Below are 26282 nucleotides of genomic sequence, written 5' to 3'. Positions count from 1 at the left end.
CCTCAGAGGCATCTTGATGCCTCCGAGGTATCACGCTCGTCGGGGTTTTCGATCCCGCCACGACCACGGCGGGTAGCGGTCGGGTCAGGCAGCCGGCGGTGCGACCCCCGTCACCTCAGATGTCGTTGACGCAACGCAGCACCGGGCGGGTGGTGAGCGCCGCCGGGTCCAGCGGCGCGTCGGCACGCACGGTGAAGGTGACCGACTCCCCGGGCAGCAGGGTGACCAGCGCCTCGTCGACCTCGGCGGCCGGGTCGAGCCGGTCCGGGAAGAGGGTCAGGTCGCGCAGCACCGTCCGGGCGGTGACCCGGACCCGCTGGCCGCCGTCGACCGGCTCGACCGTCGCGTCGAAGCGGGCCGCCGGCCACCGCGCGTCCCGGTCCTCGGCAAAGAACCACAGCGCCCGCCGCGCGGTGTCACCGGCCTCGGCGACCAGCAGCTCCCGGCGGGCCTCCTCCGGCCGCGCCAGGTCCGCCGGCAGCGCCAGCGTCACCGCCGAGTACGGCGGGACGTCGAGCTGGGCCGAGGTCTTCGCCCTCGGCTCGCCGGCCAGGGTCAGCCGGGTCACCGTCGCCTGGGCCCGCCACGGCTGCCCGGTCTCGTTGACCGCCACCAGGGCCAGCCCGCCGTCGCGGGGCTGGACGGTGAGCAGCCGGTCGGCGTACGCCCGGCGCAGCGCGTACCAGAGCGGTTTGCGCCGGCCGTCGCCGTCGATGGCCGACCAGGAGGTGACCGGCCAGCAGTCGTTGAGCTGCCAGACGATGGTGCCGGCGCAGACCTCCCGGTGGGAGCGGAAGTGCTCCACCCCGAGCTGGATCGCCCGGGCCTGGTTGAGCTGGGTCAGGAAGTGCCAGTCGTCGAAGTCGGCCGGCGCCGGCAGGTGCGCGTCCAGCCCGCGCTGGAGCTTGGCGTCGCCGTCGGCGGCCTTCTGGTGGTGGGCCATCCCGGGCGAGTCGTGGGCCAGGGGCTCGTCGCTCAGCGCCCGGCGCAGCGTCGCGTACGCCGGCGGCGCCTGGTAGCCGAACTCGGCGACGAAGCGCGGCACGTACTCCCGGTACTTCGTGTAGTCGTCGGTGTTCCAGACGTCCCAGATGTGGGTGGTGCCGTGCGCCGGGTCGTTGGGGTAGATCTCCTCGCGACCCGACCACGGGCTGCCCGGCCAGTAGGGCCGGGTCGGGTCCAGCTCGCCCAGGATCCGGGGCAGCAGGTCGAGGTAGTAGCCCCGCCCCCAGGTGCGACCGGCCAGCGGCTCCTGCCAGTCCCAGTCGTGCCAGCCCCAGATGTTCTCGTTGTTGCCGGTCCACAGGACCAGGGACGGGTGGCCGGCGAGGCGGGTGACCTGCTCGGCGGCCTCGGCGGCCACCTCGGTGGCGAACGGCTCCTCCTCCGGGTACGCCGCGCAGGCGAAGAGGAAGTCCTGCTGGACGAGGAGGCCCAGCTCGTCGGCGAGGTCGTAGAAGTCCTCCGACTCGTACCGGCCGCCGCCCCAGACCCGGAGCAGGTTGATGTCGGCCTCGGCGGCCTGGCCGAGCCGGTGCGCCAGCCGGTCCCGGGTGATCCGGCTCGGGAACGGGTCGTCGGGGATCCAGTTGATCCCGCGGACGAAGACCGGCACCTCGTTGACGTGCAGGGCGAACGGGGTGCCGTGCGCGTCGGGGGTGGTGTCGAGGCGTACCGAGCGGAAGCCGATCCGACGGGACCAGGCGTCCAGCGTCCGGCCGTCCGGCGCGCAGAGCGTGACGTCGAGCCGGTGCAGCGCCGGCGCGCCGTACCCCCGGGGCCACCACAGCTCCGGGTCGCGGACGGTGAGGGTGGCCACGGCCGTGCGCTCCCCCACCGGGATCACGACCTCGACGGCCGCGCCGGCGACGGTGGCCCGCACGCTCAACGGGGTGTCCGCGGCGCGCTCCACCTCGACGTGCAGCTCCACCCGCCCCTCACCGTCGGCGACGGCCACCAGTGGACGGACGGCGGCGAGCCGGGCGGTGGACCAGGCGTGCAACCCGATCTCCTGCCAGATCCCGGCGGTAACCAGGGTGGGCCCCCAGTCCCAGCCGAAGTTGCAGGCCATCTTGCGGATGAACTGGAACGGCTCCGGGTAGGCGTTCGGCCGGTCGCCGAGGGCGTCCCGCCGGGCCTGCGCGTAGCGGTACGCCGAGTCGAACCGGACGGCCAGGGTGTTGGCGCCCGGCCGCAGCAGGGACCGCACGTCGAACCGGTATCCGCGGTGCATGTTCTCGGTGCGGCCCACCTCGGTGCCGTTGACGGTGATGGTGGCGACCGTGTCGAGCCCGGCGCAGACCAGGTCGACCCGGTCCTCGTCGCCCGGCTCGTGCGCGAAGGTGGTCCCGTAGCTCCAGTCGGTGCGACCGATCCAGGCCAGCGCCGTCTCGTTGTCGTCGACGAACGGGTCCGGGATCAGGCCGGCGGCGAGCAGGTCGGTGTGCACGCAGCCGGGCACGGTGGCCGGCACGGCCCGGCCGGCGACCTCCGCCGGCACCTGCTGTCCCGGTACGGCCCGCAGCTCCCAGCCCTCGTGCAGCCTCTGGTGGATCACGACTTCACCGCGCCTTCCATGATTCCGCGGACGATCTGACGGCCGCCGATGAACAACATGACCAGCAGGGGGATGGTGGCGATGAACGCGCCGGCCAGCACCCGCCGGTAGATCACATAGTTTCCGCTCGCCAGGTCGGAGATGGCGACCATCGACGTCGGGTAGTCGGTGCCGCTCAGCGTGATCAGCGGCCACTGGAAGTCGTTCCAGGTGGCGACGAAGGTGAGCAGGCCGAGCACGGCCAGCGCCGGACGGATCGCCGGCAGCACGATGGTGGCGTAGACGCGCATGGTGGTGGCGCCGTCGACCCGGGCCGACTCGACCAGCTCGTCGGGGACCGTGTTGACGATGAACTGCCGCATGTAGAACACGCCGAACGCGGTGACCAGGCCGGGCGCGATGACCGCGAGCAGGGTGCCGTTCCAGCCCAGCCGGCCCATCACGATGTAGAGCGCCACGATGCCCAGCTGGTTGGGCACGGTCAGGGTGAGCACCACGAAGAGCATCAGCGCGTTGCTGCCCCTGAACCGCAGCTTGGCGAAGGCGAAGCCGGCCAGGGAGCAGAAGAAGAGCACCGAGGCGGTGACCACGGTGGCGACGATGACGCTGTTGACCAGGGAGGCGGCGAAGTAGACGTCCTGGAGGGAGAAGACCTCGTCGACGTTGACCATGAACTGCTCGCCGGGCAGCAGCGCCGGCGGGATCTTCGCCAGCGCCTCGTCGTCGCTGGTGGCGATGACGAACATCCAGTACAGCGGGAAGGCCGCGAAGAGCATGGTGGTGGCCAGCAGCAGGTACGTCCAGAGGCCGGCCGGGGTGTCCTGCGGCGCCCGGCCCATCAGGGCGGGCCGCTTGCGCCGTGCCGCGTTCCTCGCGCTCACCGCGCCACCTTCGTTCGCGACTGCGGGACTCCGCTCCGCTGCGTTCCTCGCGCTCACCGCGCCGCCCTCGTTCGCGACTGCGGGACTCCGCTCCGCTGCGTTCCTCGCGCTCACCGACGGCCTCCCGCTAGACGGTTCGTCAGCAGCGTGTTGATGCCGGCGACGACCAGGATGATCAGGAAGAGCGCCCAGGACATCGCGGCGGCGTAGCCGAGGTTCAAATCCTTCCAGCCCACCTTGTAGATGAGTTGGGCGATGGTCTGCCACTCGCCGTTCGGTCCACCGGTGGCGGCCTGGGCATTGGGGTCGAAGAGCATCGGCTCGGTGAAGAGCTGGAGACCGCCGATGGTGGAGAGCACCACCGTGAAGACGATGACTGGTTGGATCATCGGCACGGTGATCCCCCAGAGCTGCCGCCACGGGCCGGCGCCGTCGATCGCCGCGGCCTCGTAGACGTCGCGCGGGATGGACTGCATGGCGGCCAGGTAGAGCAGGGCGTTGTAGCCGATCCACTTCCAGTTGACCATCGTGGCGATGGCGATCCAGGAGTGCAGCTTGTCGGCCCGCCAGTCGATCGGCTCCTGGTCCCCGACGCCGAACAGGGCGAGCGCCCAGTTGGCGATGCCGAAGTCGCGGGAGAAGAAGACGCTGAACACCATCGTCGAGGCGACGATCGGCGTGACGTACGGCAGCAGGATGCCGACCCGCCACCAGGTCTGCCCGCGCAGCCTCCGGTTGAGCAGGGCGGCCACCACCAGCGCCAGCAGCAGCTGCGGCACCGAGGAGAGCAGGAAGATGCCGAAGGTGTTGTACAGCGCGTTCCAGAAGTCCTCGTCGTCGGCGAGCCGGGTGAAGTTCTCGACGCCGGCCCAGTACGGCAGCGTCGGATCGTCGAGCTGGTAGTTGCGCAGCGACACCACGCCGTTGAAGACCAGCGGGAAGAGCCCGAAGACGATGAAGAGCAGGAAGAACGGGGCGATCATCAGGTACGGCATGTAGCGCATGTCGAAGCGGTACAGCCGGTTGCGCCAGGTGAGCCGGCGCTCGTAGGGTCCGGAGCCGCCGCGCCCTGGCGCGGCTCGGCGGCGCGACGGCGCGGGCGCGGCACGGGTGGTGGACATCGGGACACACTCCAGGGCCGGGGAGGGGACAGGGGTACGGGCGGGCGTCGGGGCCCGTGCGGTGTCGCCGGCCGGGCCGGCGGCGCAGCGGTGCCGTGCCCGCCGCGCCGCCGGTCACCGGCTCGTCAGGACCTGCCGGCCTTCTCTGCCTCCCGGACCGCCTCGGTCCAGGCGGCGTCGGGCTTCAGGGTCCTGTTCTCCACCCGGCGGATGACGTTCTCCACCGCCACCCGCGTCGGGCCGTTCTTCCTGCCCAGGTACTGCGGGGTCAGGCCCTGCGCCATCTTCGGGAAGATCTGTCCGACCGGGGCGTCGTTGAAGAACGGGTTCTTGAACTCGGCGATCGCCGGGTCGGCGTAGAGCGCCGGCTGGGACGGCAGGTTGCCGACCTTCTTGAAGATCTCGATCTGCTGCTCCGGCTGGATCAGCCACTCCACCAGCTTGTACGCCTCATCGACGTGCTTGCCCTGCTTCGGGACGGTCAGGAACGACCCGCCCCAGTTGCCACCACCGCCGGGCACCGCGGCGATGTCCCACTTGCCCTCGGTCCCGGGGGCGGTGTCCTTGATGTGGCCGAGCATCCACGCCGGGCAGGCGAGGACGGCGAAGGCGCCGCTGGTGAAGCCCTTGTCCCAGTCGGCCTGGAAGCTGACCAGGTTGGCCGAGAGCCCGGCCTGGACGGCCTTGACGGTGTAGTCGAAGGCGACCTTCGGGCCCTGCTCCATCCGGAGCTGTTCCTGCTCGTCGTAGAAGCCGACCTGCTGCTGGCCGAGGATCGGGTTGAACAGGTTGGTGCCCGCGTCGATGAACTTCTTGTCGGTCTTGGCGGTGTACCGCTGACCGACCTCCAGGAACTTGTCCCAGGTGGGCCAGAGGGCGGAGACCTGGTCCCGGTCGGTGGGCAGCCCGGCGGCGGCGAACAGGTCGGTCCGGTAGCACATGGCCAGACCGCCGACGTCGGTGCCGAGACCGATCTGGGTCTTGCCGTCGGCCGACAGCGACTGCTTCCACTTCCAGGGCAGGTACTTGCTCTCGTAGGAGCCGGCGCCCTTGTCGAGCAGGTTGACGAACTTGTCGGACTGGCCGCGGAACTGGACCATGAAGCCCTCGTCGATGGCCGCGATGTCGGCGGCGCCGGAGCCGGCGACGAGCTTCTTCTGCAGATCCTCGTGCTGGGCGTTGTACTCGCCCGAGTTGAGCTGGATCTTCACCTTCGGGTTGGCGGCCTCGTACCTGGTCTTGAGGTCCTGGAGACCGAAGTCGCCCCAGAAGTTGATTTTCAGGGTGACCGTGCCGTCGCCGGAGTCGGAGTCGGTGGTGCTCCTGCCGCTGCATCCGGCGACCAGGAACAGGCTCACGGCGCCGGCCGTCGCCGCGCGGGCCCAGTGGGTCCAGGACCTTTTCATGTCATCCTCCGCGCCAAACGGGAACGCTCCGCATATCGAGGAACGTTGACTGAACCGGATAAGTGAGGCCACCGTACGGTCCGACCTCAGCACTGTCAACGGTCGGTGAACGACGCGGCTCTTCGGGCACACCAGGGCTCAATGGGAGCGTAACCATGGGTGGTGGAGCGCTTCCCCGCGCAGCTGGACCCACCCAGAGGCTGACGTGGACCGGCGGGTCAGGCCGTACGCTTAACCGTGCAAGTAGCCGATGTCGCACGACGGCGCAGGTCGACCGATGGCGGGCAGAGCCCGCCGACCGGTCGCGGTAGCGTGAGGGCCGCCGGTGAACCCGGCGCCGCGGAACCGGCCCCGGAAGGCCGCGAGACTGGAGGAGCACGCCGGTGAAGCGCCCGACCATCGCCGACGTCGCCCGGCGCGCCGGAGTGTCCAAGGGCGCGGTGTCGTACGCGCTCAACGGGCAGCCCGGCGTCTCGGAGGCGACCCGACAACGCATCCTGGCCATCGCCACCGAGATCGGCTTCAGCCCGAGCAGCGCCGCCCGCGCCCTCTCCGGCGCCACCGCCAACGCCGTCGGCCTGACCCTGTGCCGGCCCGCCCGGACCCTGGGCATCGAGCCGTTCTTCATGGAGCTGATCAGCGGCGTCGAGGCGGAACTCTCCGCCCGGTCGTACGCGCTCACCCTTCAGGTGGTGGCCGACCAGGAAGCCGAGATCGCGGTCTACCGGCGCTGGTGGGCCGAGCGACGGGTGGACGGCGTCTTCGTCTGCGACCTGCGCACCGACGACCTCCGGGTGCCGGCGCTGGAACAGCTGCGACTGCCGGCGGTGGTGATCGGCGGACCGGGGCGGACCGGCAGCCTGGCCAGCGTCTGGTCCGACGACGCCGCCGCGCTGGTGGAGGCCGTGGAGTACCTGGTCGCGCTCGGGCACCGGCGGATCGCCCGGGTGGGTGGCCTGCCCTCGCTGCTGCACACCGAGATCCGTACCGACGCCTTCGCCCAGGTGTGCCGCCGGCTGGGACTGGAGGACACGGCCACGGTCTGGTCCGACTACACCGGCGAGGAGGGCGCCCGGGCCACCCGGCGGCTGCTCAGCTCGGCCCACCGGCCCACCGCGGTGATCTACGACAACGACGTGATGGCGATAGCCGGCCTCTCGGTGGCCCAGGAGATGGGGCTCGCCGTCCCCGGCGACCTGTCGATCGTGGCGTGGGACGACTCGCCGCTGTGCCAGCTGGTGCACCCGCCGCTGACCGCCCTCGGCCGGGACATCCCGGCGTACGGGGCACACGCGGCCCGGCAGCTCCTCCGGGTCATCGCCGGGGAGGCGGTGGCCGGCGTGCAGGACGAGACCGCCCACCTGACGCCGCGCGGCAGCACCGCACCGCCCCGGGCGCGGTGAACCGGTTCAGCGATCTGGCTTACTCCACATCTTTGGCCAGGACTGCGACCGCGACCTTGCCCACCACCGTCGTCAGGACGTAGTTGGCTGAGCCACTGAAAACGACACCTATGCCGGCTGGGACCGCCTTCGCCATCGCCTTCTGGGTGAAGGTGATGGACACCCGCTTGAACAGCTGCTTGATCGTGACCAAGGCGGGTCCCCGCAGGTACTGGTAGACCAACTTCTGGGCGATCTTCTGCACTGCCGCCTTGCCGCCGTTCGCCGCCAGCTGTTCTGCCGAGCCCGCCAACGCGAGCACGAAGGCGAGGTGCTTCTTGTCCTCACTGCTCAGCTCGGCCTCGTAGACCTCGACCAGACACATGCACATGTCGATCTGAAGCTTGAGTGCCACGGCGAGATCAGCGACCCCGCCGCCCAGGACCGCGACCGCCGTCCCGACACCCGGAATCACGCTCGGGGCCGCGGTGACCACACCAGCGGCTGCCGAGAGCTTGGCGTACCGGCCAATGACCTTTTCGGCGATCCGGCTCTTGTCCTCCAGGCTCTCGGGCTTCCGCTTGAACTTGGCCTCGAAGGTCGCCCGGTACCCGTCCACGAGCTCGGTGGCCGCCTCCGGCGTGATGGCGATCGCCTCCACGGCCTTCTGGATCGGAGACGGCTCGAGCTCGCCCGCCGCGTGGTCCATCACATTCCTTCCAGGTCCGTCGCACCTCACGAGTAGGGCACCTTGCACTCTGCACAGTCGTGCACGCAGAGAGCCTGTGATTATGCGCCGGAGGCGCAGGAACCGCTGCCCCGCGACCACCGCGATCCCGCCGACACGGTCGGCGTGCGCCCCCTCGCGCAGCCCGGGTCCTGGCCGCGCGGCCCGGCCGACTGCTGGCCGCATCCCACCGGTTCTCGGCCCTGTCGATCTGCGGCCCGCTCGGGCGTCCGCTGTCCGCGCCAGCCGCCCGGCCTTCGACGCGGTCCCGGCCCCTGCGGCAGAGCAGAGGGGCCGGGCAGGTCACCGCGCGCGCGACGGCTCACCGGGACGCGGAGGGGAACTCCTCGAAGTACGCTTCCACCCGCTCGGCGGTCGCCGGGCGGGCCAACGCGAAGCCCTGCCCGTAGCGGCAACCGGCCCGGCGGGCCCGGTCCACGTCGGCGTCGGACTCCAGCTCCTCCATCACCACGTCCAGGCCCAACCGGTCACCCAGGCTGACCACCACGTCGATCAGCGGGCGCTCCGGGTCGGCCGCCGACTCCGGTGCCTGCGGACGGACCTTGAGCAGGTCGATCGGGAGCCGCCGCAGTTGGGCCAGCGAGGCGTGCTCGGCGCGGAAGTCGTCCAGCGCGGTCCGCACCCCCAGCGACCGCAACCCGGCCAACCGGGCCACCACGGTGGGCAGCTCCGCGCCGACCCGTGGCTCGCCGACCTCCACCACCAGCCGCTCCGCCGGCACGCCGTAGCCGGCCAACGTCGCCGCCACCGCGGGGAGGAACTCCGGCGCGAGCAGCTCCCGGGGCGTCACGTTGACCGCCATCCAGAGCTGCCGGCCACCGGTCGACCACTCGGCGAGCTGCCGGCAGGCCCGGTCCAGCACCCACCGCCCCAGCTCACCGACGAGGCCGAGGTCCTCCGCGACCGGCAGCAGCTCCGCCGGCAGCACCGTGCCGAGCACCGGGCTGCGCCAGCGCAGCAGCGCCTCCGTCCCGACCGGCAGCCGGTCGGTCAGCCCCAGCACCGGCTGGTAGACCAGGTCCAGCTCGCCGCGGGCGACCGCACCGGGCAGCTCCCGCTCCACGTCGAGCCGACGGACCAGCTGCTCCTCCAGGTACGGGTCGTACCACTCCACCCGGCCCCCGCCGAGCTGGGCGGCCCGCCGCCGGGCCAGCTCCGCCTGGCGCAGCACGTCCTCCGGGCCCGCCCCGGCCAGTTCGGCCAGGCCGATGCTGACCCGCAGCCGCACCATCGCCCCCGGGGTCGGACACGGCTCGGAGAGCGTGGCCAGCAACCGGGCGCCCAACGCGTACGCCGGCACCGGACCCAGCCCGGTGACCACCGCGAACTCCTCCCCCGAGACCCGGGCGACCAGGTCGCGGGGCCCCACCACGTCCCGCATCCGGCGGGCGGCGGCCACCAGCACGGCGTCCCCCACCGCCCGGCCCGCGCCGTCGTCGGCCCCGCCGAGGCCGTGCAGCTCGACCAGGAGCAGGGCGGCTCCGCCCTCCCGCCCGGCGTCCAGGGCGCGCAGCAGCTCGCGCCGGTCGACCAGGCCGGTGGGCTGGTCGGTGGCGGCGGGCCGGGCCGACTCCCGCTCCAGCCGGCGGCGCTCCCCCACGTCGCGTACGTACAGCACCAGCGCGCCCACCTCCGGCGTCCCGCGCTGGTCGCTCACCGTCGACTCGGTCTCCCGCCAGCCACCGTCCGCGGTGGCCAGCCGCGCCACCAGCAGCGGCGGCTCCCCGCCGGCCGGGGTCGCGGTGAGCCGGGCGACGGCGCCGGGCACGTCCTCCGGGTGCAGCAGGTCGGCCAGCGGCCGGCCGAGGACCTCCTCGTCGCGCAGGTCGAACCAGCGCGCACCGGCCCCGGAGAGCCAGCTCACCCGCAGCTCGTCGTCGACGAGCAGGACCAGGTCCCGACCGCCGGAGACCAGCGTCCGGAAGCGAGCCTCCCGGGCGGCCAGCCGGCGCGCCCGACGCCGGGCGTCCGCGGTGGCGAGCAGTTCCCGGACCACCAGCGGCGGGATGACCGCGAGCCCGAGCAGCACCGCCGTCGGGGTGAAGCCGCCGAAGACCCAGAGGTGCCACCCCGCGGCCAGCGTCGCCAGCGCCGCCGGAGCGGTCGCCCCGGACCAGGCGGGATGCGGCCCCGCGCCGCGCGGCGGATCGCCGGTGGCGACCCGGGCCATGCCGGCGGCGGTGAGCAGCGGCCCGGCCACCAGGGGCGCCACCGCCGACAGCACCGCCGGCTCCGGCACCCGGTAGGCCAGCAGCACCGCCAGGTCGCCCAGGCCGAGGACGGCCGCCGCGGCACCGGCCCGGCAGAGCGCCGCGCCCGGCCGGCGGTACCGCTCGGCGAACGCGCTCACCAGCAGCCCCGCCAGCGCCCCCGCGCCGGCCACCGTCACGACCCGGGCCAGCGGGGGCACCTCGCCCGGTGGGAGCAGCACCCAGCCGGCGAAGAGCAGGGCGGCGCCGAGGCCCAGCACGTCGACGCCGCGACGCAGCCGGACCCGGGACGCCAGCCGGGAGTGGCCGGGGAGCAGGAGCAGCCCACCGCCGTACGTCAGGGCCGCGGCGGCCAGGCCGGCCGTGGTGACGTACGGGCGCTGCGCGGGATCGGCCAGCGGCAGGACGGCCACGGTCAGGCCGACCACCATGCCCGCCGCGTCGAGCAGTGCGGCGGCGCGGCGGCGACGCCGCGCCCCCCGCCCGCCGCCGTCGGCGGCCGCCAGCCGGGAGAGCCGGACGCCGGCCACCGCGCAGCCGAGGGCGGCGGCGAGCGTCGTGGCGGCCAACGGCGCGAGCGGACCGGCCACGGCGGCGCCGGTGAGGAGCGCGGCCACCGCGAGCACGGCGGCCACCGCGGACGGCGGACGACGGACGAGGTACGCGTGGAGCACGGCGGTCGCCTTCGTGAGGGGGACACGGGGCGGTGCGGCGGTGCGGGCGGTACGCGGAGTGCCCGCGGGTAGCCGACACGCCAACTCCCCTCAACGAACGACCGTTGCACCGGTTACGCCCCTGAGGCAGTGAGCCACGTCACTGCCGCGGGTGCCGGTACGGGTGGGGACGCCCGGCCGGAGCGGGACCGGCGCGGAGTGGGATCATCGGGGGGTGAGTAGCGCCGACACCATCCGCTTCCGGCACAACCAGGCCATCCTGGTCGCGGCGATCGTCGCCTTCCTCGGCGCGCTGCCGCTGGCCAGCGTCGAGTGGTACCTGTCGCCGGTGCTGCTGGTGCCGCTGGCCGTCGGCATCTGGGCGTGGCGGGCCGGCACCGACGCCGACCCGCGCGAGCTGCGGCTGCGGGCGCTCGCCGGCGACCGGCGGATCCGCTGGGACCAGGTCGCCGAACTCACCACCGACGGGCGCGGCCGGGCGGTCGCCCGCCTCGGCGACGGGCAGGAGGTCGTCCTGCCCGCCGTACGCGGCACCGACCTGCCCCGGCTGGTGTCGGCCACCGGGCAGACGCTGCCCGGCCCCCGCTGAACGTCGCCGGCGCCGGTTCCCGGCGTCAGTAGCCGTCGACCACCGTGTTCCGCAGCGGCTCCCCCGCCGCGTACCGGCGCAGCTGCTCGCCGACCAGCCGGTACGCCCGCGGCAGCAGGCCCCGCACCGAACCGGCCACGTGCGGGGTCAGCAGCACGTTCGGCAGCTCCCAGAGCGGGTGGTCGGTGGGCAACGGCTCCGGATCGGTGACGTCCAGCGCGGCCCGCAACCGGCCGGAGGCCAGCTCGGCGACCAGCGCCTCGGTCCGCGCCACCGGGCCGCGCGCCGCGTTGACCAGCAACGCACCGTCCGGCATGGCGGCGAGGAACGCCGCGTCGACCATGCCCCGGGTCGCCGCGGTGAGCGGCACCAGCAGCACCACCACGTCCGCCTCGGGCAGCAGCCGGGGCAGGTCGGCCACGCCGTGCACCCCCTCGGCCGGGCGGGCGGTGCGCGCCACCAGGGTGAAGGTGACCTCGAACGGGGCGAGCCGGGCCTGCACCGCCGCCCCGATCGAACCGGCCCCGACGATGAGCACCCGCTTGCCGGTCAGCTCGTCGGTCGGGGTGACGTCGGCGTACGCCCACTCCCGGCGGGCCTGCGCGCGGGCCATGGCGGGGAAGTTCCGCAGCTGGGACAGGATCGCCGTGACGACCCACTCGGCGGTGCCGGCGTCGTGCACGCCGCGGGCGTCGCAGAGGGCCACCCCCGGCGGCATCCGGCCGACCCAGGCGTCCGCCCCGGCGGAGAGGAGCTGCACCACCGCCAGGTCGGGCAGCCGGCCCAGCGGCGCGCCGACGTCACCGGCGGCGAGGAAGGGCGGCACCCAGAACCGGACGCCCGCCGGGTCCGACGGCATCGTGCCCGGGTCCGTCCACGGCTCCACCGTGACGCCCGCGGGCACCTCACCGAGCAGCGCGGTCCCGGCCTCGTGCGCAATCCAAACCTTCACGCCCGCCGACGATAGCGGTCCCACGGGCGTCGGGCCGGGCGGTCCGGCCATCGGCCCGCCGTACGGCGGCGCGGCCCACATCCGTGGGCACCGGATCGCGGTGGCGGGTATAACCGAGAATCGGAACGCCGACCGGCGTACCGCACGATCGCAGACAGGTGGCCGATGACCGAGCGCTCCCCGGGCCGCCCCGACCGGCGCCCGGCCGACGACACCTCGGCCCTGACGGACCCCGCCCGGCTACGGTCACTCGCCGACACCGGCCTGGAGGCCGAGCCGGACGAGGCCTTCGACCGGTTCGCTCGGCTCGTCAGCGACCTGCTCGACGTGCCGGTCGCGCTGGTCTCCCTGGTCACCGACACCCGGCAGTTCTTCCCCGGGGCGGTCGGCCTGCCGGAGCCGTGGGCCGCCTGCCGGCAGACCCCGCTGAGCCACTCGTTCTGCCAGCACGTGGTCGACATCGAGCTGCCGATGGTGCTGCCGGACGCCCGGCTCTACCCCCGGGTGCGGGACAGCCTCGCCCTCCCCGAGCTGGGCGTCATCGCGTACGCCGGCGTCCCGCTGACCGATCTGGACGGCCGGGTGCTCGGCTCGCTCTGCGCGATCGACCACAAGCCCCGGGCCTGGACGGCGACCCAGCTGCGGACCCTGTCCGACCTCGCCGCCGCCTGCTCGTCGGAGCTGCGGCTGCGGATCGCGCTGGACGGCGCCCGGCAGGCCCGGCGGGCGGTGGAGGAGGCGCACGAACGGCTGGAACTGCTCTCCGGGTTGAGCGAGACCCTGAGCGGCACCCTGGACGCCGACACCGCCGTGGAGCGGCTGACCCGCGCGGTGGTGCCGCTGCTCGCCGACTGGGTCCTGGTCACCCTGGCCGACCGGAACGGCTCGCCCCGCCGGGTCAGCGCCCTGCACCGGGACCCGGCGCGGATCGTCGAGGTCACCCGCTTCGCCGAGCTGATGACGACCAGCCTCGGTCCCAGGTCGATCACCCGCACCGTGCTGCGCACCGGCCAGCCGGTGCTGGGCAGAGCGGCCGACCTGGACGATGTCCGGCGGGCCACCACCAACCCCGAGCTGGTGTCGTTGGCCGAGAAACTCGGCTTCGGGTCGCACCTGACCGTGCCGATCACCCCGCCGGGGCGCGGCACCGTGCTGGGCAGCGTGACGCTGCTCAACGCCCCCGGCCGGCGGCCCTTCGACGACACCGACCTGCACACCGCGCTGGAGATCGGCCGTCGTGCCGGGCAGGCGGTCGGCAACAGCTGGATCTACGGCGAGCAGCGGCACGTCGCGGAGGTGCTCCAGCACAGCATGCTGCCCGAGCTGCCGGAGAGCCCGGCCGTCGAGCTCGCCGCCCGCTACCAGCCGGCCGCCGACCGGGTCGAGGTCGGCGGCGACTGGTACGACGCATTCATCCAGCCCGACGGCGACCTGATCGTGGCGATCGGGGACGTCGCCGGTCACGACATCGAGGCCGCCGCGACCATGGGGCAGCTGCGCAATCTGGTCCGGGGCAACGCGTTCGACCGGACCGATCCGGTGGACGCGCTGATGACCCGGCTGGACGCCACCATCTCCGGGCTGCGCATCCGGACCGCCGCCACGGCCATCCTGGCCCGGCTGGGCCCGAAGACCGACGGCGGTCTCCCCGTTCGCTGGTGCAACGCGGGGCACCCGCCGCCGCTGCTGGCGGGCGCCGACGGCACGGTCCGGGTCCTCGACGGCCGCCGGGAGCCGCTGCTCGGCCTCACCCGCCCGGTCCGGCGGACCAGCCAGGAGACGGCGCTGGCCCCCGGGGACACCCTGCTGCTCTACACCGACGGGCTGGTCGAGCGCCGGGACCGCCCGATCGACGAGGGGATCGCCGAGCTGCTCGACGAGCTCGCCGGCGCCTCGAAGCTCCCGCTGGCCGAGATCTGCGACCTGCTGCTGGCCACCGCGCACCGCGAGGACGACATCGCCCTGCTGGCCGTCCGGGCCCGCTGAGCCGTTCACCGGGTCGACTGTCCCCGCCAGGGCGGGCGGGTCCGGTTTCGCGGGCTACGCTGGGCCGGATGAGCGTCCGTGCCCCGTACCCCCGCACCGGCCGACTCCGCGCGGCGCTGGCGGCGTCCAGCGCGGCGCTGCTGCTGACCGGGTGCAGCTTCGGCCAACCGGAGCCCGACCCGGCCGGCGAACCACCGAACCTGCCGACCCCGTCGGCGTCGGCGAGCTCCGGCGGCGCCGGTCAGCAGGTCGTCGCGACCGTCCTGGCCAAGGGGCTGCGCGTGCCGTGGGGCATCGCCTTCCTCCCCGACGGCGCCGCCCTGGTCACCGAGCGGGACACCGGCCGGATCCTCCAGGTCGGCCCGGAGTCCACACCGGAGGGGTTGCGGGTCACCCCGGTGCAGACCGTGCCGGGGCTGGCCGCCGGGGGCGAGGCGGGGTTGCTCGGCATCGCCGTCTCCCCGGCGTACGCGAAGGACCGCACGGTCTTCGTGTACTACACCACCGAGCAGGACAACCGGGTCGCCAAGCTGGTCCTCGGCGGCCAACCCACCCCGATCCTGACCGGCATCCCCCGGGCGGAGATCCACGACGGCGGCGGGCTGGGCTTCGGCCCCGACGGGCAGCTCTACGTCAGCACCGGCGACGCCGGCGACCGGGAGGCGGCACAGGACCCGAAGCGCCTCGGCGGCAAGATCCTGCGAATCACCCCGGCCGGCCGCCCGGCGCCCGGCAACCCCTTCCCCGGCTCGCCGGTCTGGTCGCTCGGGCACCGCAACGTGCAGGGCTTCGCCTGGGACGCGGGCAAGCGGATGTACGCCACCGAGTTCGGCCAGAACACCTGGGATGAGATCAACCGGATCGACAAGGGCGCCAACTACGGCTGGCCGCTGGTCGAGGGGCAGGCCGGCGACAAGCGCTACGTCGACCCGATCGCGCAGTGGCGCACCGCCGACGCGTCCTGCTCGGGTCTCACCACGACGGGCCGACTGCTGGTCACCGCCTGCCTGCGCGGCGAGCGGCTCTGGGTGGTCGAGGTGACCGACACCGGCACCGTGCTCGGCCAGCCGCGCGAGCTGCTCAAGGGCAGGTACGGCCGGCTGCGGGCCATCGCCGCCGCGCCGGACGGCTCGCTCTGGGCCTCCACCTCCAACCACGACGGGCGGGGCCGGCCGGAGCCCGAGGACGACCGACTGCTGCGGCTGGTCTTCGCCGACGGCGGCGCCGGCCGAAGCTGATCCGCACCCGCCGCCCCGCCCACGGCCGGGGCACGCACCGGCGTGTCGCATCCGGTGACCGAGAGTCGTGCCGGGGTTTGCCAAGATCCTTCACTGGGCAGGTCAGAATCTCAGCATGGACGGTCAGGAGAACGAGCAGCGCGGGACCGGGGGCGCGGAGCCCTCGGTGACCCGGCGTGAGCGGCGCTGGCGGCCCTGGACGCGACGGGCCGGACGGTCGGGCGGGTCCGGCGTGGCCCGGCGCGCCGGGGTGGTGGCGGCGGTGCTGGCCGTCGGTCTCGCCGGCGCGGTCATCGGGACGCTGGCCGGTGGACGGCTCGACACCGACATCGGGCCGTTCCGCGCCAACATGAGCCTCACCCCGACGGTCGAGGGAGGCACCACCGTCGACATCCCGCCGCTGGGCGCGCTGCTGCTGGACAGCCACGACGGGCCGACCCGCCTGACCGTCCGGCTCGGCGCACTGGACCAGGGCCGGACCGAGGCGCTGATCGACGACCCGGCCAGCATCAGCCGGGCCAGCCAGACCGCCGTCAAGGACGTGCGGGACGGGGCGATGCGGCTCGGCCTGCGTACCATCGCGGCGGTCGTGCTGGTCACCCTGCTGCTGGCCGTCCTGGTCTTCCGGGACACCCGGCGCACCGCCTGGTCGGCGGGGGTCGCGCTGGCCGTCACCGCCGGCAGCCTCGGGCTCGCCGCCGCCACCATCCGCCCCCAGGCGATCGAGGAGCCACGGTACGAGGGGCTGCTGGTCAACGCCCCGGCGATCGTCGGTGACGCGCGGCGGATCGCCAACGACTACAGCCGCTACGCGGAGCAGTTGCAGCGGGTGGTCGGCAACGTCAGCAAGCTCTACACCACCGTCTCCGCCCTGCCCGTCTACGAGCCCGCCCCCGGCACCATGCGGGTGCTGCACGTCTCCGACATGCACCTCAACCCGACCGGCTGGCAGCTGATCCGCACCGTGGTGGAGCAGTTCGACATCGACGTGGTCATCGACACCGGCGACATCACCGACTGGGGCAGCGAGCCGGAGGCCTCGTTCGTCGGCTCGATCGGGCTGCTCAAGAAGCCGTACGTCTACATCCGGGGCAACCACGACTCGCCGCGCACCGCGGCGGCGGTAGGCCGGCAGCCCAACGCCATCGTGCTGAACAACACGACCACCACCGTGGCCGGGCTGACCATCGCCGGCATCGGCGATCCCCGCTTCACCCCGGACAAGAACACCTCACCGGCCGGCAGCGGACTCACCCGGCAGGTCGCCGAGCAGGTCATCGGGACCGGTGAGAAGCTCGCCGCCACGGTGCGCAACTCGCCGCGGCCGGTGGACATCGCCCTGGTGCACGACCCGGCGTCGGCCGGTCCGCTGTCGGGTACCGCCCCGCTGGTGCTCGCCGGGCACACCCACAACCGGCAGGTGTCCAAGCTGCCGCAGGTGCCCGGCAGGCAGACCACCCAGCTCATGGTGCAGGGCTCCACCGGCGGGGCGGGGCTGCGCGGCCTGGAGGGCGAGAAGCCCACCCCGCTGTCGATGACGGTGCTCTACTTCGACCAGCGCAGGCAGCTCCAGGCGTACGACGACATCACCGTCGGCGGCACCGGCGAGGCGCAGGTCAACCTGGAACGGAACGTGATCAAGGAGCCGGCGCGGGGCGCCCCGGTCCCGGTCACCCCCACCCCGACCCGCTGAGCCGCTCCCGTCCGTCCGGGCTGAGCCCCTCGCAGAAGCGGCGGCGGCGCGCGGCGGGGGCGCGGGGGCGGAGGCGCGCGGGGCGGACGGCAGAGGCGCGCGAGGGCGCGCGGCGGGCGAAAGAATCACCCACCCCGACCGTCACGCAGCGCAAGCTCGCGGCAGGCCCCCGATGCCGCGCTCACCCGCTTTGCTCTGCTGCGGCGGACGCAACAGTCACCGACGGTGAACGCACGCTGCGAGGTGTGGCCGCTGAACCCCCTGCTCAGCAGTGGTGTTGCCGGGAAGGCAGCAGAGCAAAGGGCCGGGAGGAGGTCTGCGGAGGTAGACCGAGCCTCACGCTCAGTCAGGACAAGGGCTCCGTCACGGACGGTCAGGCCCACGAAATCCGCGCGCGACTGCCGGTCGGACCGGTCGCTCCGGTCCGACCGGCCGGACCAGCCGGGACCGGCCGGACCAGCCGGGACCGGCCGCGACCAGCCGGGACCGGCCGCGACCGGCGGGGACCGGCCGGGACCGGCCGCGGGCGGTCAGCGCAGCGAGAGGGCGGCCAGCGCGGCGTTGACGATGCTGCCGGGCAGCAGGTCGTGCAGCTCGTACAGGTCGCGGACGGTGCCGGACTGGCCGAACTCGTCCACCCCGAGCGGCACCGCCGGCACGCCGAGCGCCGAGCCGAGCCAGGCCATCGCGTGCGAGGCGGCGTCGTGCACCGTCACCACCGGGGTCCGGTCACCGAACGCGGCCCGCAGCGCGCCCGGCACGCTCGGCACGGTCGCCGTCCGCACCCCCTGGCGCAGGGTGCGCTGCCAGGCCCGGTAGAGCCGGTCCAGCGAGGTCACGTCGACCACGTGCGCGGCGATGCCCTCGTCGGCCAGCTCCGCGGCCGCCGCGAGCACCTCCGGCAGCACCGCGCCCGACCCGGCCAGGGTCACCACCGGCGCGTCCGCCAGGTGCGGGTACGCCTGGTGCGCGTCCACCAGCCGGTACGCCCCGGCCACCACCTGCCGGCGCAGCACCGCGTCGCCGATCCGGGCCCGGGCCGCCTCGAACGGCGCCTGGTCGATCGGGCGGGTGCTGAGCCGGAAGTAGTACGCCCCGTCCTCGGCGGGCGCGGCCGTGGCGGCCGGAGCCGGCCCACCGGCGATCTGCCCGAGCGCGTCGCAGAGCAGCCAGTCCAGGCTGGCCGCGTAGGCCGGTTCGATGAAGGTCACCCCGGGCAGCTCCAGGCCGACCGAGGCGGTGATGGTGGACTGGTGGGCGCCGCCCTCCGGGGCCAGGGTGATGCCCGACGGGGTGCCGGCGACCACGAACCGGGAGCCGGAGTAGGTGCCGTAGAGGAAGGCGTCCAGGCCGCGCAGCACGAACGGGTCGTAGACCGTGCCGACCGGCAGCAGCGGCTGCCCGGACAGGTCCCACGACAGGCCGAGCTGGCCGAGCAGCAGGAACAGGTTCATCTCCGAGATGCCCAGCTCGATGTGCTGCCCGGCGGGGCTCTCCGTCCAGCGCAGCATCCGGTCCTCCGACCAGGAGCGCTGCTCGGTGGGGGCGAAGACGCCGGTCTTGTTGATGAACCCGGCCAGGTTGGTCGAGGTGGCCACGTCCGGCGCGGTGGTGACCAGGTAGGGCGCCACGTTCTCGTCCCGGGCCAGGTCGACCAGCACCCGACCGAAGACCTCCTGGGTGGAGACCGGCTTGTTCGCCCGTACCCTCGTGGTCTCCGGGACGGTGACCCCGAGCGCCCGCTCGCGGGGCGCGCGGGACAGCGCCTCCCGGCGCTCGCCGGCCCGGATGCCGGCCGGTGACGCCGGGTCGAGGCGGTCCCACTCGGTCTCCGCGGTCAGGCCGTGCGCCGCGCGCAGCGCGTCGACCTGCTCGGTGCTGAGCAGCGCCGAGTGGTTGCGCGGGTTGCCGGCGATCGGCAGACCCCACCCCTTGACGGTGTACGCGAAGACCACGCTGGGCCGGTCGGTGACGGCGTCGCACTGGGCGTACGCGTCGAGCATCGCCGCCAGGTCGTGTCCGCCCAGGTCGGTGACGAGCGGACCCAGCTCGTCGTCGGAGATGTCGGCGATGAACGCCTCGATCCCGGCCGGCGCGCCGTCGAGGAACTGCTTGCGCAGCGCCGGGCCGGCCAGCCCGAACAGCGACTGGTACTGCTCGTTGGGCATCCGGTCGATCCAGTCGCGCAACGCCTCCCCGCCCGGCCGGGCGTACGCCTCGGCGAGCCGGCGGCCGTACTTGACCTCCACGACGTGCCAGCCGGCGGCCTCGAACTGGCCGCGCCACTGGTTGATCCGGATGCCGGGGACGACCCGGTCCAGCGACTGGCGGTTGAAGTCGACCAGCCACATCACGTTGCCCAGGCCGGTGGTGGCCGGGTCGGCGACGGCCTCCCAGATGTTCCCCTCGTCCAGCTCGGCGTCGCCGATCAACGCGACGAACCGGGAGTGCGGCCGGGCGCCGAAGTGCGCGTCGACGTAGCGCCGGGTGACCGCGGCGAAGAGCGGCGCGGCGGCGCCCAGACCGACGGAGCCGGTGGAGAAGTCCACCTCGTCCGGGTCCTTGGTCCGCGACGGGTACGACTGGAGCCCGCCCCGCGCCCGCAGCTTCGGCAGGTACGACCGGTCCAGGTTGCCCAGCAGGTACTGGATGGCGTGGAACACCGGCGAGGCGTGCGGCTTGACCGCGACCCGGTCCTCGGCGTCGAGGTGGCCGAACCAGAGCGCGGTCATCGCGGTGACCAGGGAGGCGCTGGAGGCCTGGTGGCCGCCGACCTTCACCCCGTCACCGGTGTTCCGGTCGTGGTTGGCGGCGTCGACGATGCGGGTGGCGAGCCAGAGCACCCGGCGCTGGATCTCGTCGAGGACGTCGAGGTCGTGCTGCTTCACGGTGGCTCCATTCAGGCGTCGCCGTTGACGCCCACGCGAGGGGGGTGGCGCGGGTCGCGCGTACTCGGGAAAGGCGGGAAGGCCGCTGCCGGGTCGCGGCGGCGGCCTTCCCGGTCGGGCTCAGCCCTGGACGCCGAGGCGTTCCAGGATCAGCTCGCGAACGGTCTTGGCGTCGGCCTGGCCGCGGGTGGTCTTCATGACCGCGCCGACCAGCGCGCCGGCCGCCGCGACCTTGCCGCTGCGGATCTTGTCGGCGATGCCCGGGTTGGCGGCGATCGCCTCGTCCACGGCGGCGGTGAGCGCGCCGGTGTCCGACACGACCTCCAGGTTCCGGTTGGTCATTACCTCGGTCGGCGAGCCCTCGCCGGCCACCACGCCCTCCAGGACGGTACGGGCGAGCTTGTCGTTGAGCTTGCCGGCGTCGACCAGGCCCTGCAGCTCGGCGACCTGCTCCGGGGTGGCCCCGACGTCGCTCAGCTCCGCACCGGTCTCGTTGGCCCGGCGGGACAGCTCACCCAGCCACCACTTGCGGGCGGCGGCCGGGGTCGCCCCGGCGGCGACGGTCTGCTCGATCAGCTCCACCGCGCCGGCGTTGAGCACCGACTGCATGTCCAGCTCGGACAGGCCCCACTGCTCCTGCAACCGCCGGCGGTGCAGCCGGGGCAGCTCCGGCAGGGCGGCCTTCAGCTCGGCCACCCAGGCGGCGTCCGGCGCCAGCGGCACCAGGTCCGGCTCCGGGAAGTACCGGTAGTCGGTGGCGGTCTCCTTGGACCGGCCCGGCCGGGTGTCCCCGGTGTCCTCCTGGAAGTGCCGGGTCTCCTGGAGGATCCGGCCGCCCGCGTCGAGGACCGCCGCCTGGCGCAGGATCTCCGAGCGCACCGCGCGCTCCACCGAGCGCAGCGAGTTGACGTTCTTGGTCTCGGTCCGGGTGCCCCACTCCTCGCCCGGCAGGTTGAGGGAGGTGTTGACGTCGCAGCGCAGCGAGCCCTCCTCCATCCGCACGTCGGAGACGCCGAGCGAGCGGATCACGTCGCGCAGCTCGGCCACGTACGCCTTGGCGACCTCGGGGGCGAGCGCGCCGGTGCCGGGGACCGGCTTGGTGACGATCTCGACGAGCGGAATGCCGGCCCGGTTGTAGTCGACCAGCGACTCGGTCGCGCCGTGGATGCGGCCGGTGGCGCCACCGACGTGCAGCGTCTTGCCGGTGTCCTCCTCCAGGTGCACCCGCTCGATGCCGATCCGCACCAGCTCGCCGTTGACCTCGACGTCCAGGTAGCCGTCGACGCAGAGCGGCTCGTCGTACTGGCTGATCTGGAAGTTCTTCGGCATGTCCGGGTAGAAGTAGTTCTTCCGGGCGAACCGGCACCACTCGGCGATGGAGCAGTTCAGCGCCAGGCCGATCCGGATCGTCGCCTCGATGGCCGCCTTGTTGGCCACCGGCAGCGAACCGGGCAGACCCAGGCAGACCGGGCAGACCCGGGTGTTCGGCTCGCCACCGAAGTCGGTCGGGCAGCCGCAGAACATCTTGGTGTTCGTGCCCAGCTCGACGTGGGTCTCCAGGCCGATCACCGGTTCGTAGCGCGCGACGACCTCGTCGTACGCGGGCAGTGTCGTCGTCATCGGTGCTCCTGACTCACAGTGCCGGTGGGGTGAACGTGCCGACCGCCGACTCCAGCGCGGCGGCCACCCGGTACATCCGGTCGTCCGCCATCGTCGGGGCCATCACCTGCAGGCCGACCGGCAGGCCGTCGGAGAGGCCGCACGGCACCGAGATGCCCGGGCCGCCGTACAGGTTGGTCGGGATGGTGTACAGGTCCGCCAGGTACATCTGGTACGGGTCGGCGGTGCGCGAACCGACCGGGAAGGCCACGAACGGGGTGGTCGGCGAGATCAGCGCGTCCACCTGCTCGAACGCCGCGGTGAAGTCGCGGGTGATCAGGGTGCGGACCTTCTGCGCCTGACCGTAGTAGGCGTCGTAGTAGCCCGAGGAGAGCGCGTACGTGCCGATCATGATCCGCCGCTTGACCTCGGGGCCGAAGCCGGCCTCCCGGGTCAGCGACATGACCTCCTCCAGCGACCGGTTGCCGTCGTCGCCGGTACGCAGGCCGAACCGCACCCCGTCGAAGCGGGCCAGGTTGGAGGAGCACTCGCTCGGCGCGATCAGGTAGTACGCCGGCAGCGCGTACTTGAAGTGCGGGCAGGAGATCTCGACGATCTCGGCGCCCAGCTTGGCCAGCGCGTCGACCGACTCGCGGAACGCGGCCATCACGCCCGGCTCGCCGCCCTCGCCGGCGAACTCCTTGACGATGCCGAGCCGCACCCCGGTCAGGTCACCGGTCGCGCCGAGCTTCGCGGCGGCCACCACGTCCGGCACCGGCTGCGGGATGGAGGTCGAGTCGCGCGGGTCGTGCCCGCCGATGACCTGGTGCAGCAGCGCGGCGTCGAGCACCGTACGGGCGCACGGGCCGGGGGTGTCCAGCGACGAGGAGAACGCCACCAGGCCGTACCGGGAGGTGCCGCCGTAGGTGGGCTTCGCGCCGACGGTGCCGGTGACCGCGCCCGGCTGGCGGATCGAACCGCCGGTGTCCGAGCCGATCGCCAGCGGCGCCTCGTACGCGGCCAGCGCGGCGGCGCTGCCGCCACCGGAGCCGCCCGGGATCCGGCTCAGGTCCCACGGGTTGTAGGTGGGGCCGTACGCGGAGTATTCGGTGGAGGAGCCCATCGCGAACTCGTCCATGTTGGTCTTGCCGAGCATCACCGTGCCGGCGGCGCGCAGCCGCTGCACGATCGTCGAGTCGTACGGCGGGCGCCAGCCCTCGAGGATCTTCGACCCGACGGTGGTCGGCACGCCCTTGGTGGTGAGCACGTCCTTGACCGCGACCGGCACCCCCGCCAAGGGGCCCAGCTCCTCGCCGGCGGCCCGGCGCTCGTCCACCGCGCGGGCGGCGGCCAGCGCGCCCTCGGTGTCGACGTGCAGGAAGGCGTGCACGCGGTCGTCGACGGCGCCGATCCGGTCCAGGTGGGCCCGGGTGACCTCCACGGCGGAGGTCTCACCGCCGGCGACGAGACCGGCGATCTCGACGGCGGTCAGCTTGGTCAGGTCGCTCATGAAGCCACATCCTCGTCCAGGATCCGCGGGACACGGAACCGCTGCTGGTCGGCGTCGGGCGCGCCGGACAGCACCTCTTCCGGGGTCAGGCACGGCGTCACCACGTCCTCGCGGAGCACGTTGGTCAGCGGCACCGAGTGGGAGGTCGGCGGGATGTCCGCCGCGGCGACCTCGCCGACCTGGGCGACCGACTGGAGGATCACGTCCAGCTGACCGGCGAAGGTGTCCAACTCCTCCTCCGTGACGGCGAGCCGCGACAGTCGCGCGAGGTGCGCGACCTCCTCGCGGGAGATGGCGGCCATCGGTGCCCCCTTCGTGGCTGTCCTGCTGGGTCTGCGGTGTGCCGGCCGCGCGGGCTCCCGGGAGGATGACGCGCGGTGACCGGAGCGAGTCTATTGTCCTGCGCCCACGCCGACGCCTCCGACTCCCCCTCGCCGGCCCGCCTCAGCGGGCGTGGCGGCGGGGGATCTCCACGTCGGCGCTGGGCACCGGACGTACCGGGCGGTACCGGGCCAACCAGGCGACCAGCTCCTCGGCGGGCATCGGCCGGGCGTAGAACCAGCCCTGCGCGGCGTCGCAGCCGGCCGCGTGCAGCAGCCGCCAGGTGCGCTCGTCCTCCACGCCCTCGGCGACCACCCGCAGCCCGAGCGCGCCGGCCAGCTCGATCATCGAGCGGACGATCGCCGCGTCGTCCGGATCGTCGGCCATCCCGAGCACGAACGACCGGTCCACCTTCACCTCGGCCAGCGGCAGCCGGCGCAGGTGCTGCAACGACGAGTAGCCGGTGCCGAAGTCGTCCAGCGAGATGGCCACGCCGAGCTGGTGCAGTCGGGTGATGGTGGTGAGCACCCGCCGGGGGTCCGCCATCAGGGCGCCCTCGGTGATCTCCAGTTGCAGCCGTTCGGGGCGTACCCCGTAGCGGGTCAGCCGGTCGGCGATCTGGTCGGCGATCTCCCCGGTGTGCAGGTCGCGGACGCTGACGTTGAGCGCCGCCCGCAGGCTGATCCCGGCGGCGGACCACTTGGCCAGCTGCTCCACCACGTCGTCCACCACCCGCTGGGTGAGCAGCCTCATCACCGCGCTCTGCTCGGCGACCTGGATCAGCTCGCCCGGGTCGACCATGCCCCGTCGGGGGTGCCGCCAGCGCAGCAGCGCCTCCACCCCGACCACCTCGCCGGTGGCGATGGCGATCTGCGGTTGGTAGTACATGGTGATCTCGCCGGCGTCGGCGACCGGCTCGGCGTCGGCCGGCGCCGCGGGGGCGGCCGGGCCGGCGGACTCGCCGGCGACCGCCGGGTCGGCGGCCGGCCGGTGGGCCGGGTCGGCGTGCCGGCGGGTCGGGTCGGCGCCGGTGAGGATCCGGTTCAGCAGCTCGTCGGGGTGGGTCACCGTCGCCCGCTGCCGCCGGCGCCGCGACCACCACCGGGTCGCCCCGCCGGCCGCGGCCCGTGGGTCCGTGCCGAGCCGGGACGGCAGCGCGGCGCCGTCGCCGCCCCGCACCGCCCGTCCGCCTCCCGGCCCCGCCTCCAGTACGCGCCGCAGGTCGGCCAGGAGCCCGAGCCGCTCGGCGGAGTTGTGGTCGGACTCGGCGGCGTACACGGCGACGGTGTCGTTGCGGTGCTTGGCGTCGTACATCGCCACGTCGGCGTGGCGCATCAGGGTGGCGTAGTCCTCGCCGTGCTCGGGGAAGAGGGCGATACCGATCGAGCCGCCGACGTCCAGCGGCAGCCCGTCCAGCGACACCGGTTCGGCGAGCGCGGCGACCACCCGGCCGGCGAGTTCCCGCGCGTCGTCGACGCCGGTCAGCCCGGCCGCCACGATGGCGAACTCGTCCCCGCCGAGCCGGGCCAGCATGTCCCGCCCGGCGACCACGTCGGCCAGCCGGGCGCTCACCTCGACCAGCAACCGGTCCCCCACCGCGTGGCCGAGCGCGTCGTTGACGTTCTTGAACCGGTCCAGGTCGATCAGGAGCAGGGCGAGGTGGGCGTCGGGGGCGGCCCGGGCGACCCGCTCGGCGTGCAGGTGCACCTGCTCGGCCACCTCGGCGAGCAGGGCCTTGCGGTTGGGCAGCCCGGTGAGCGGGTCGAGGTCGGCGAGCTGCTCCTGCTCGGCGGAGAGCCGGGACATCCGGTAGACGGCGAAGAGCGGCACCAGCACCAGCGGGATCAGGGCGGCGCTGGCCCGGGCGGCGGCGACCAGGACCGGGGCGAGCAGCAGCAGCGAGCCGGTGGAGAGCAGTTCGAAGGGGAGCGCCTGCCGGGCGCTGGGCCACCACCGCCCGCCGAAGCGCAGTCGCAGCGCGGTGCTGACCAGGCCGTAGTTGACCGCGAACCAGGTGGCGGTGGCGGCGCCGACCGCGGCCACGTCGGTCCAGCGCAGCCGTCCGGCGTCGAAGAGCCCGCCCGGTCCGAGCCGGAGCACCAGGTACGCGGCGCCGAGCGCGCACGCGTACTGGGCGGCGTTGAAGGCGGTCCGCCAGACCGAGTGCCGCATGCGCCATCCGGAGACGGCGACCGCGACCGCCTGCACGGCCACGGCCGGGCCCAGCCCCCAGCCGAGCAGGATGGCGAAGGTGAAGCAGGTGGACGGGAAGACCGCCGAGGTCTGCCGCCGGCCGGGCGGCACGAACGGGCGCGCGTCGCAGGCGACGGCGAGCGTCGCCATCGTCCAGAACGCCACCGGCAGGTCGGGCAGCCGGTCGGGGAGCCCGGCCAGCGGCACCGCGGAGACCAGCACCGCGAACCCGACGACGCCGGCCACGAAGCCACCGAACGACGACTCCCGCCCGGGGGGCAGGAAGTTGCGGGCGTCGGCGGTCTCCATCGCACCTCCCGGGTGTCTCGTCGGG

Annotated in this window: 17 protein-coding genes; 5 read left to right on the top strand and 12 right to left on the bottom strand. The window is 73.7% G+C overall.

Going from position 1 to position 26282, the window contains the following annotated elements; all coding sequences use genetic code 11:
• Positions 1–115 precede the first annotated feature (115 nt).
• The 4 genes from V6U79_RS01835 to V6U79_RS01820 all read right to left on the bottom strand — a co-directional run bounded on the left by V6U79_RS01835 (position 116) and on the right by V6U79_RS01820 (position 5965).
• Positions 116–2557 (bottom strand): glycoside hydrolase family 2 protein, encoded by a 2442-nt coding sequence (locus tag V6U79_RS01835; protein WP_442933733.1) that lies wholly within the window; start codon positions 2555–2557, stop codon positions 116–118.
• Positions 2554–3396 (bottom strand): carbohydrate ABC transporter permease, encoded by an 843-nt coding sequence (locus V6U79_RS01830; protein ID WP_334613389.1) that lies wholly within the window; start codon positions 3394–3396, stop codon positions 2554–2556. Before V6U79_RS01830 ends, V6U79_RS01835 begins: the two co-directional genes overlap by 4 nt.
• A 152-nt stretch (positions 3397–3548) precedes the next feature.
• Positions 3549–4559, bottom strand: a complete 1011-nt coding sequence (locus V6U79_RS01825) for a carbohydrate ABC transporter permease (RefSeq protein WP_334613239.1) — start codon at positions 4557–4559, stop codon at positions 3549–3551.
• Positions 4560–4684: 125 nt separating this feature from the next.
• On the bottom strand, positions 4685–5965 hold the full coding sequence (locus V6U79_RS01820; RefSeq protein ID WP_334613238.1) for an ABC transporter substrate-binding protein: 1281 nt from the start codon (positions 5963–5965) through the stop codon (positions 4685–4687).
• A 383-nt stretch (positions 5966–6348) separates the two neighbouring features.
• On the opposite strand from V6U79_RS01820, the gene V6U79_RS01815 reads away from it, so the two are divergent.
• Positions 6349–7368: a LacI family DNA-binding transcriptional regulator gene (locus V6U79_RS01815; protein ID WP_334519007.1), complete on the top strand. Its 1020-nt coding sequence runs from the start codon at positions 6349–6351 to the stop codon at positions 7366–7368.
• Positions 7369–7387: 19 nt separating this feature from the next.
• On the opposite strand, the gene V6U79_RS01810 is transcribed toward V6U79_RS01815, so the two are convergent.
• Together V6U79_RS01810 and V6U79_RS01805 are read right to left on the bottom strand one after the other, a co-directional pair.
• Positions 7388–8056, bottom strand: coding sequence for a hypothetical protein (locus tag V6U79_RS01810; RefSeq protein WP_334613237.1), 669 nt, complete (start codon positions 8054–8056; stop codon positions 7388–7390).
• 340 nt (positions 8057–8396) lie between these two features.
• On the bottom strand, positions 8397–10979 hold the full coding sequence (locus V6U79_RS01805; protein ID WP_334613236.1) for a putative bifunctional diguanylate cyclase/phosphodiesterase: 2583 nt from the start codon (positions 10977–10979) through the stop codon (positions 8397–8399).
• 214 nt (positions 10980–11193) lie between these two features.
• On the opposite strand from V6U79_RS01805, the gene V6U79_RS01800 reads away from it, so the two are divergent.
• A complete protein-coding gene (locus V6U79_RS01800; protein WP_334519016.1) occupies positions 11194–11568 on the top strand; it encodes a PH domain-containing protein in 375 nt (124 codons plus the stop codon).
• Between the two features lie 25 nt (positions 11569–11593).
• Here the strand turns inward: V6U79_RS01800 and V6U79_RS01795 are convergent, their stop codons facing one another.
• The gene (locus V6U79_RS01795) at positions 11594–12520 is read right to left on the bottom strand and encodes a 2-hydroxyacid dehydrogenase (RefSeq protein ID WP_334613235.1); all 927 of its coding nucleotides are present in this window, start codon (positions 12518–12520) and stop codon (positions 11594–11596) included.
• A gap of 165 nt (positions 12521–12685) precedes the next feature.
• On the opposite strand from V6U79_RS01795, the gene V6U79_RS01790 reads away from it, so the two are divergent.
• The 3 genes from V6U79_RS01790 to V6U79_RS01780 all read left to right on the top strand — a co-directional run bounded on the left by V6U79_RS01790 (position 12686) and on the right by V6U79_RS01780 (position 17437).
• Positions 12686–14506: a SpoIIE family protein phosphatase gene (locus V6U79_RS01790; RefSeq protein WP_334613234.1), complete on the top strand. Its 1821-nt coding sequence runs from the start codon at positions 12686–12688 to the stop codon at positions 14504–14506.
• Between the two features lie 68 nt (positions 14507–14574).
• The gene (locus V6U79_RS01785; protein WP_334613233.1) at positions 14575–15744 is read left to right on the top strand and encodes a PQQ-dependent sugar dehydrogenase; all 1170 of its coding nucleotides are present in this window, start codon (positions 14575–14577) and stop codon (positions 15742–15744) included.
• A 115-nt stretch (positions 15745–15859) separates the two neighbouring features.
• The gene (locus tag V6U79_RS01780; RefSeq protein WP_334519032.1) at positions 15860–17437 is read left to right on the top strand and encodes a metallophosphoesterase family protein; all 1578 of its coding nucleotides are present in this window, start codon (positions 15860–15862) and stop codon (positions 17435–17437) included.
• A gap of 530 nt (positions 17438–17967) precedes the next feature.
• Here the strand turns inward: V6U79_RS01780 and V6U79_RS01775 are convergent.
• The 5 genes from V6U79_RS01775 to V6U79_RS01755 all read right to left on the bottom strand — a co-directional run bounded on the left by V6U79_RS01775 (position 17968) and on the right by V6U79_RS01755 (position 26257).
• Positions 17968–20325 (bottom strand): thiamine pyrophosphate-binding protein, encoded by a 2358-nt coding sequence (locus V6U79_RS01775; RefSeq protein ID WP_334613232.1) that lies wholly within the window; start codon positions 20323–20325, stop codon positions 17968–17970.
• Between the two features lie 120 nt (positions 20326–20445).
• Complete coding sequence (gatB, locus tag V6U79_RS01770) at positions 20446–21945, bottom strand: Asp-tRNA(Asn)/Glu-tRNA(Gln) amidotransferase subunit GatB (protein ID WP_334519038.1); 1500 nt, start codon at positions 21943–21945, stop codon at positions 20446–20448.
• Between the two features lie 13 nt (positions 21946–21958).
• Positions 21959–23434: an Asp-tRNA(Asn)/Glu-tRNA(Gln) amidotransferase subunit GatA gene (gene gatA, locus V6U79_RS01765; protein WP_334519041.1), complete on the bottom strand. Its 1476-nt coding sequence runs from the start codon at positions 23432–23434 to the stop codon at positions 21959–21961.
• The gene (gene gatC / locus V6U79_RS01760) at positions 23431–23736 is read right to left on the bottom strand and encodes an Asp-tRNA(Asn)/Glu-tRNA(Gln) amidotransferase subunit GatC (protein ID WP_334519044.1); all 306 of its coding nucleotides are present in this window, start codon (positions 23734–23736) and stop codon (positions 23431–23433) included. The genes gatA and gatC overlap by 4 nt, the downstream gene beginning before the upstream one ends.
• Positions 23737–23878: 142 nt before the next feature.
• Positions 23879–26257 carry a putative bifunctional diguanylate cyclase/phosphodiesterase gene (locus V6U79_RS01755; RefSeq protein WP_334613231.1) on the bottom strand — a complete coding sequence of 793 codons (2379 nt, stop codon included), beginning with the start codon at positions 26255–26257 and terminating at the stop codon, positions 23879–23881.
• Between the last annotated feature and the right edge of the window lie 25 nt (positions 26258–26282).

Origin of the sequence: Micromonospora psammae (genome assembly GCF_036902725.1) — a bacterium.
In the GTDB taxonomy this organism is placed as follows: Bacteria; Actinomycetota; Actinomycetes; order Mycobacteriales; family Micromonosporaceae; genus Micromonospora.
This window is presented reverse-complemented; position numbering and strand designations above follow the sequence as displayed.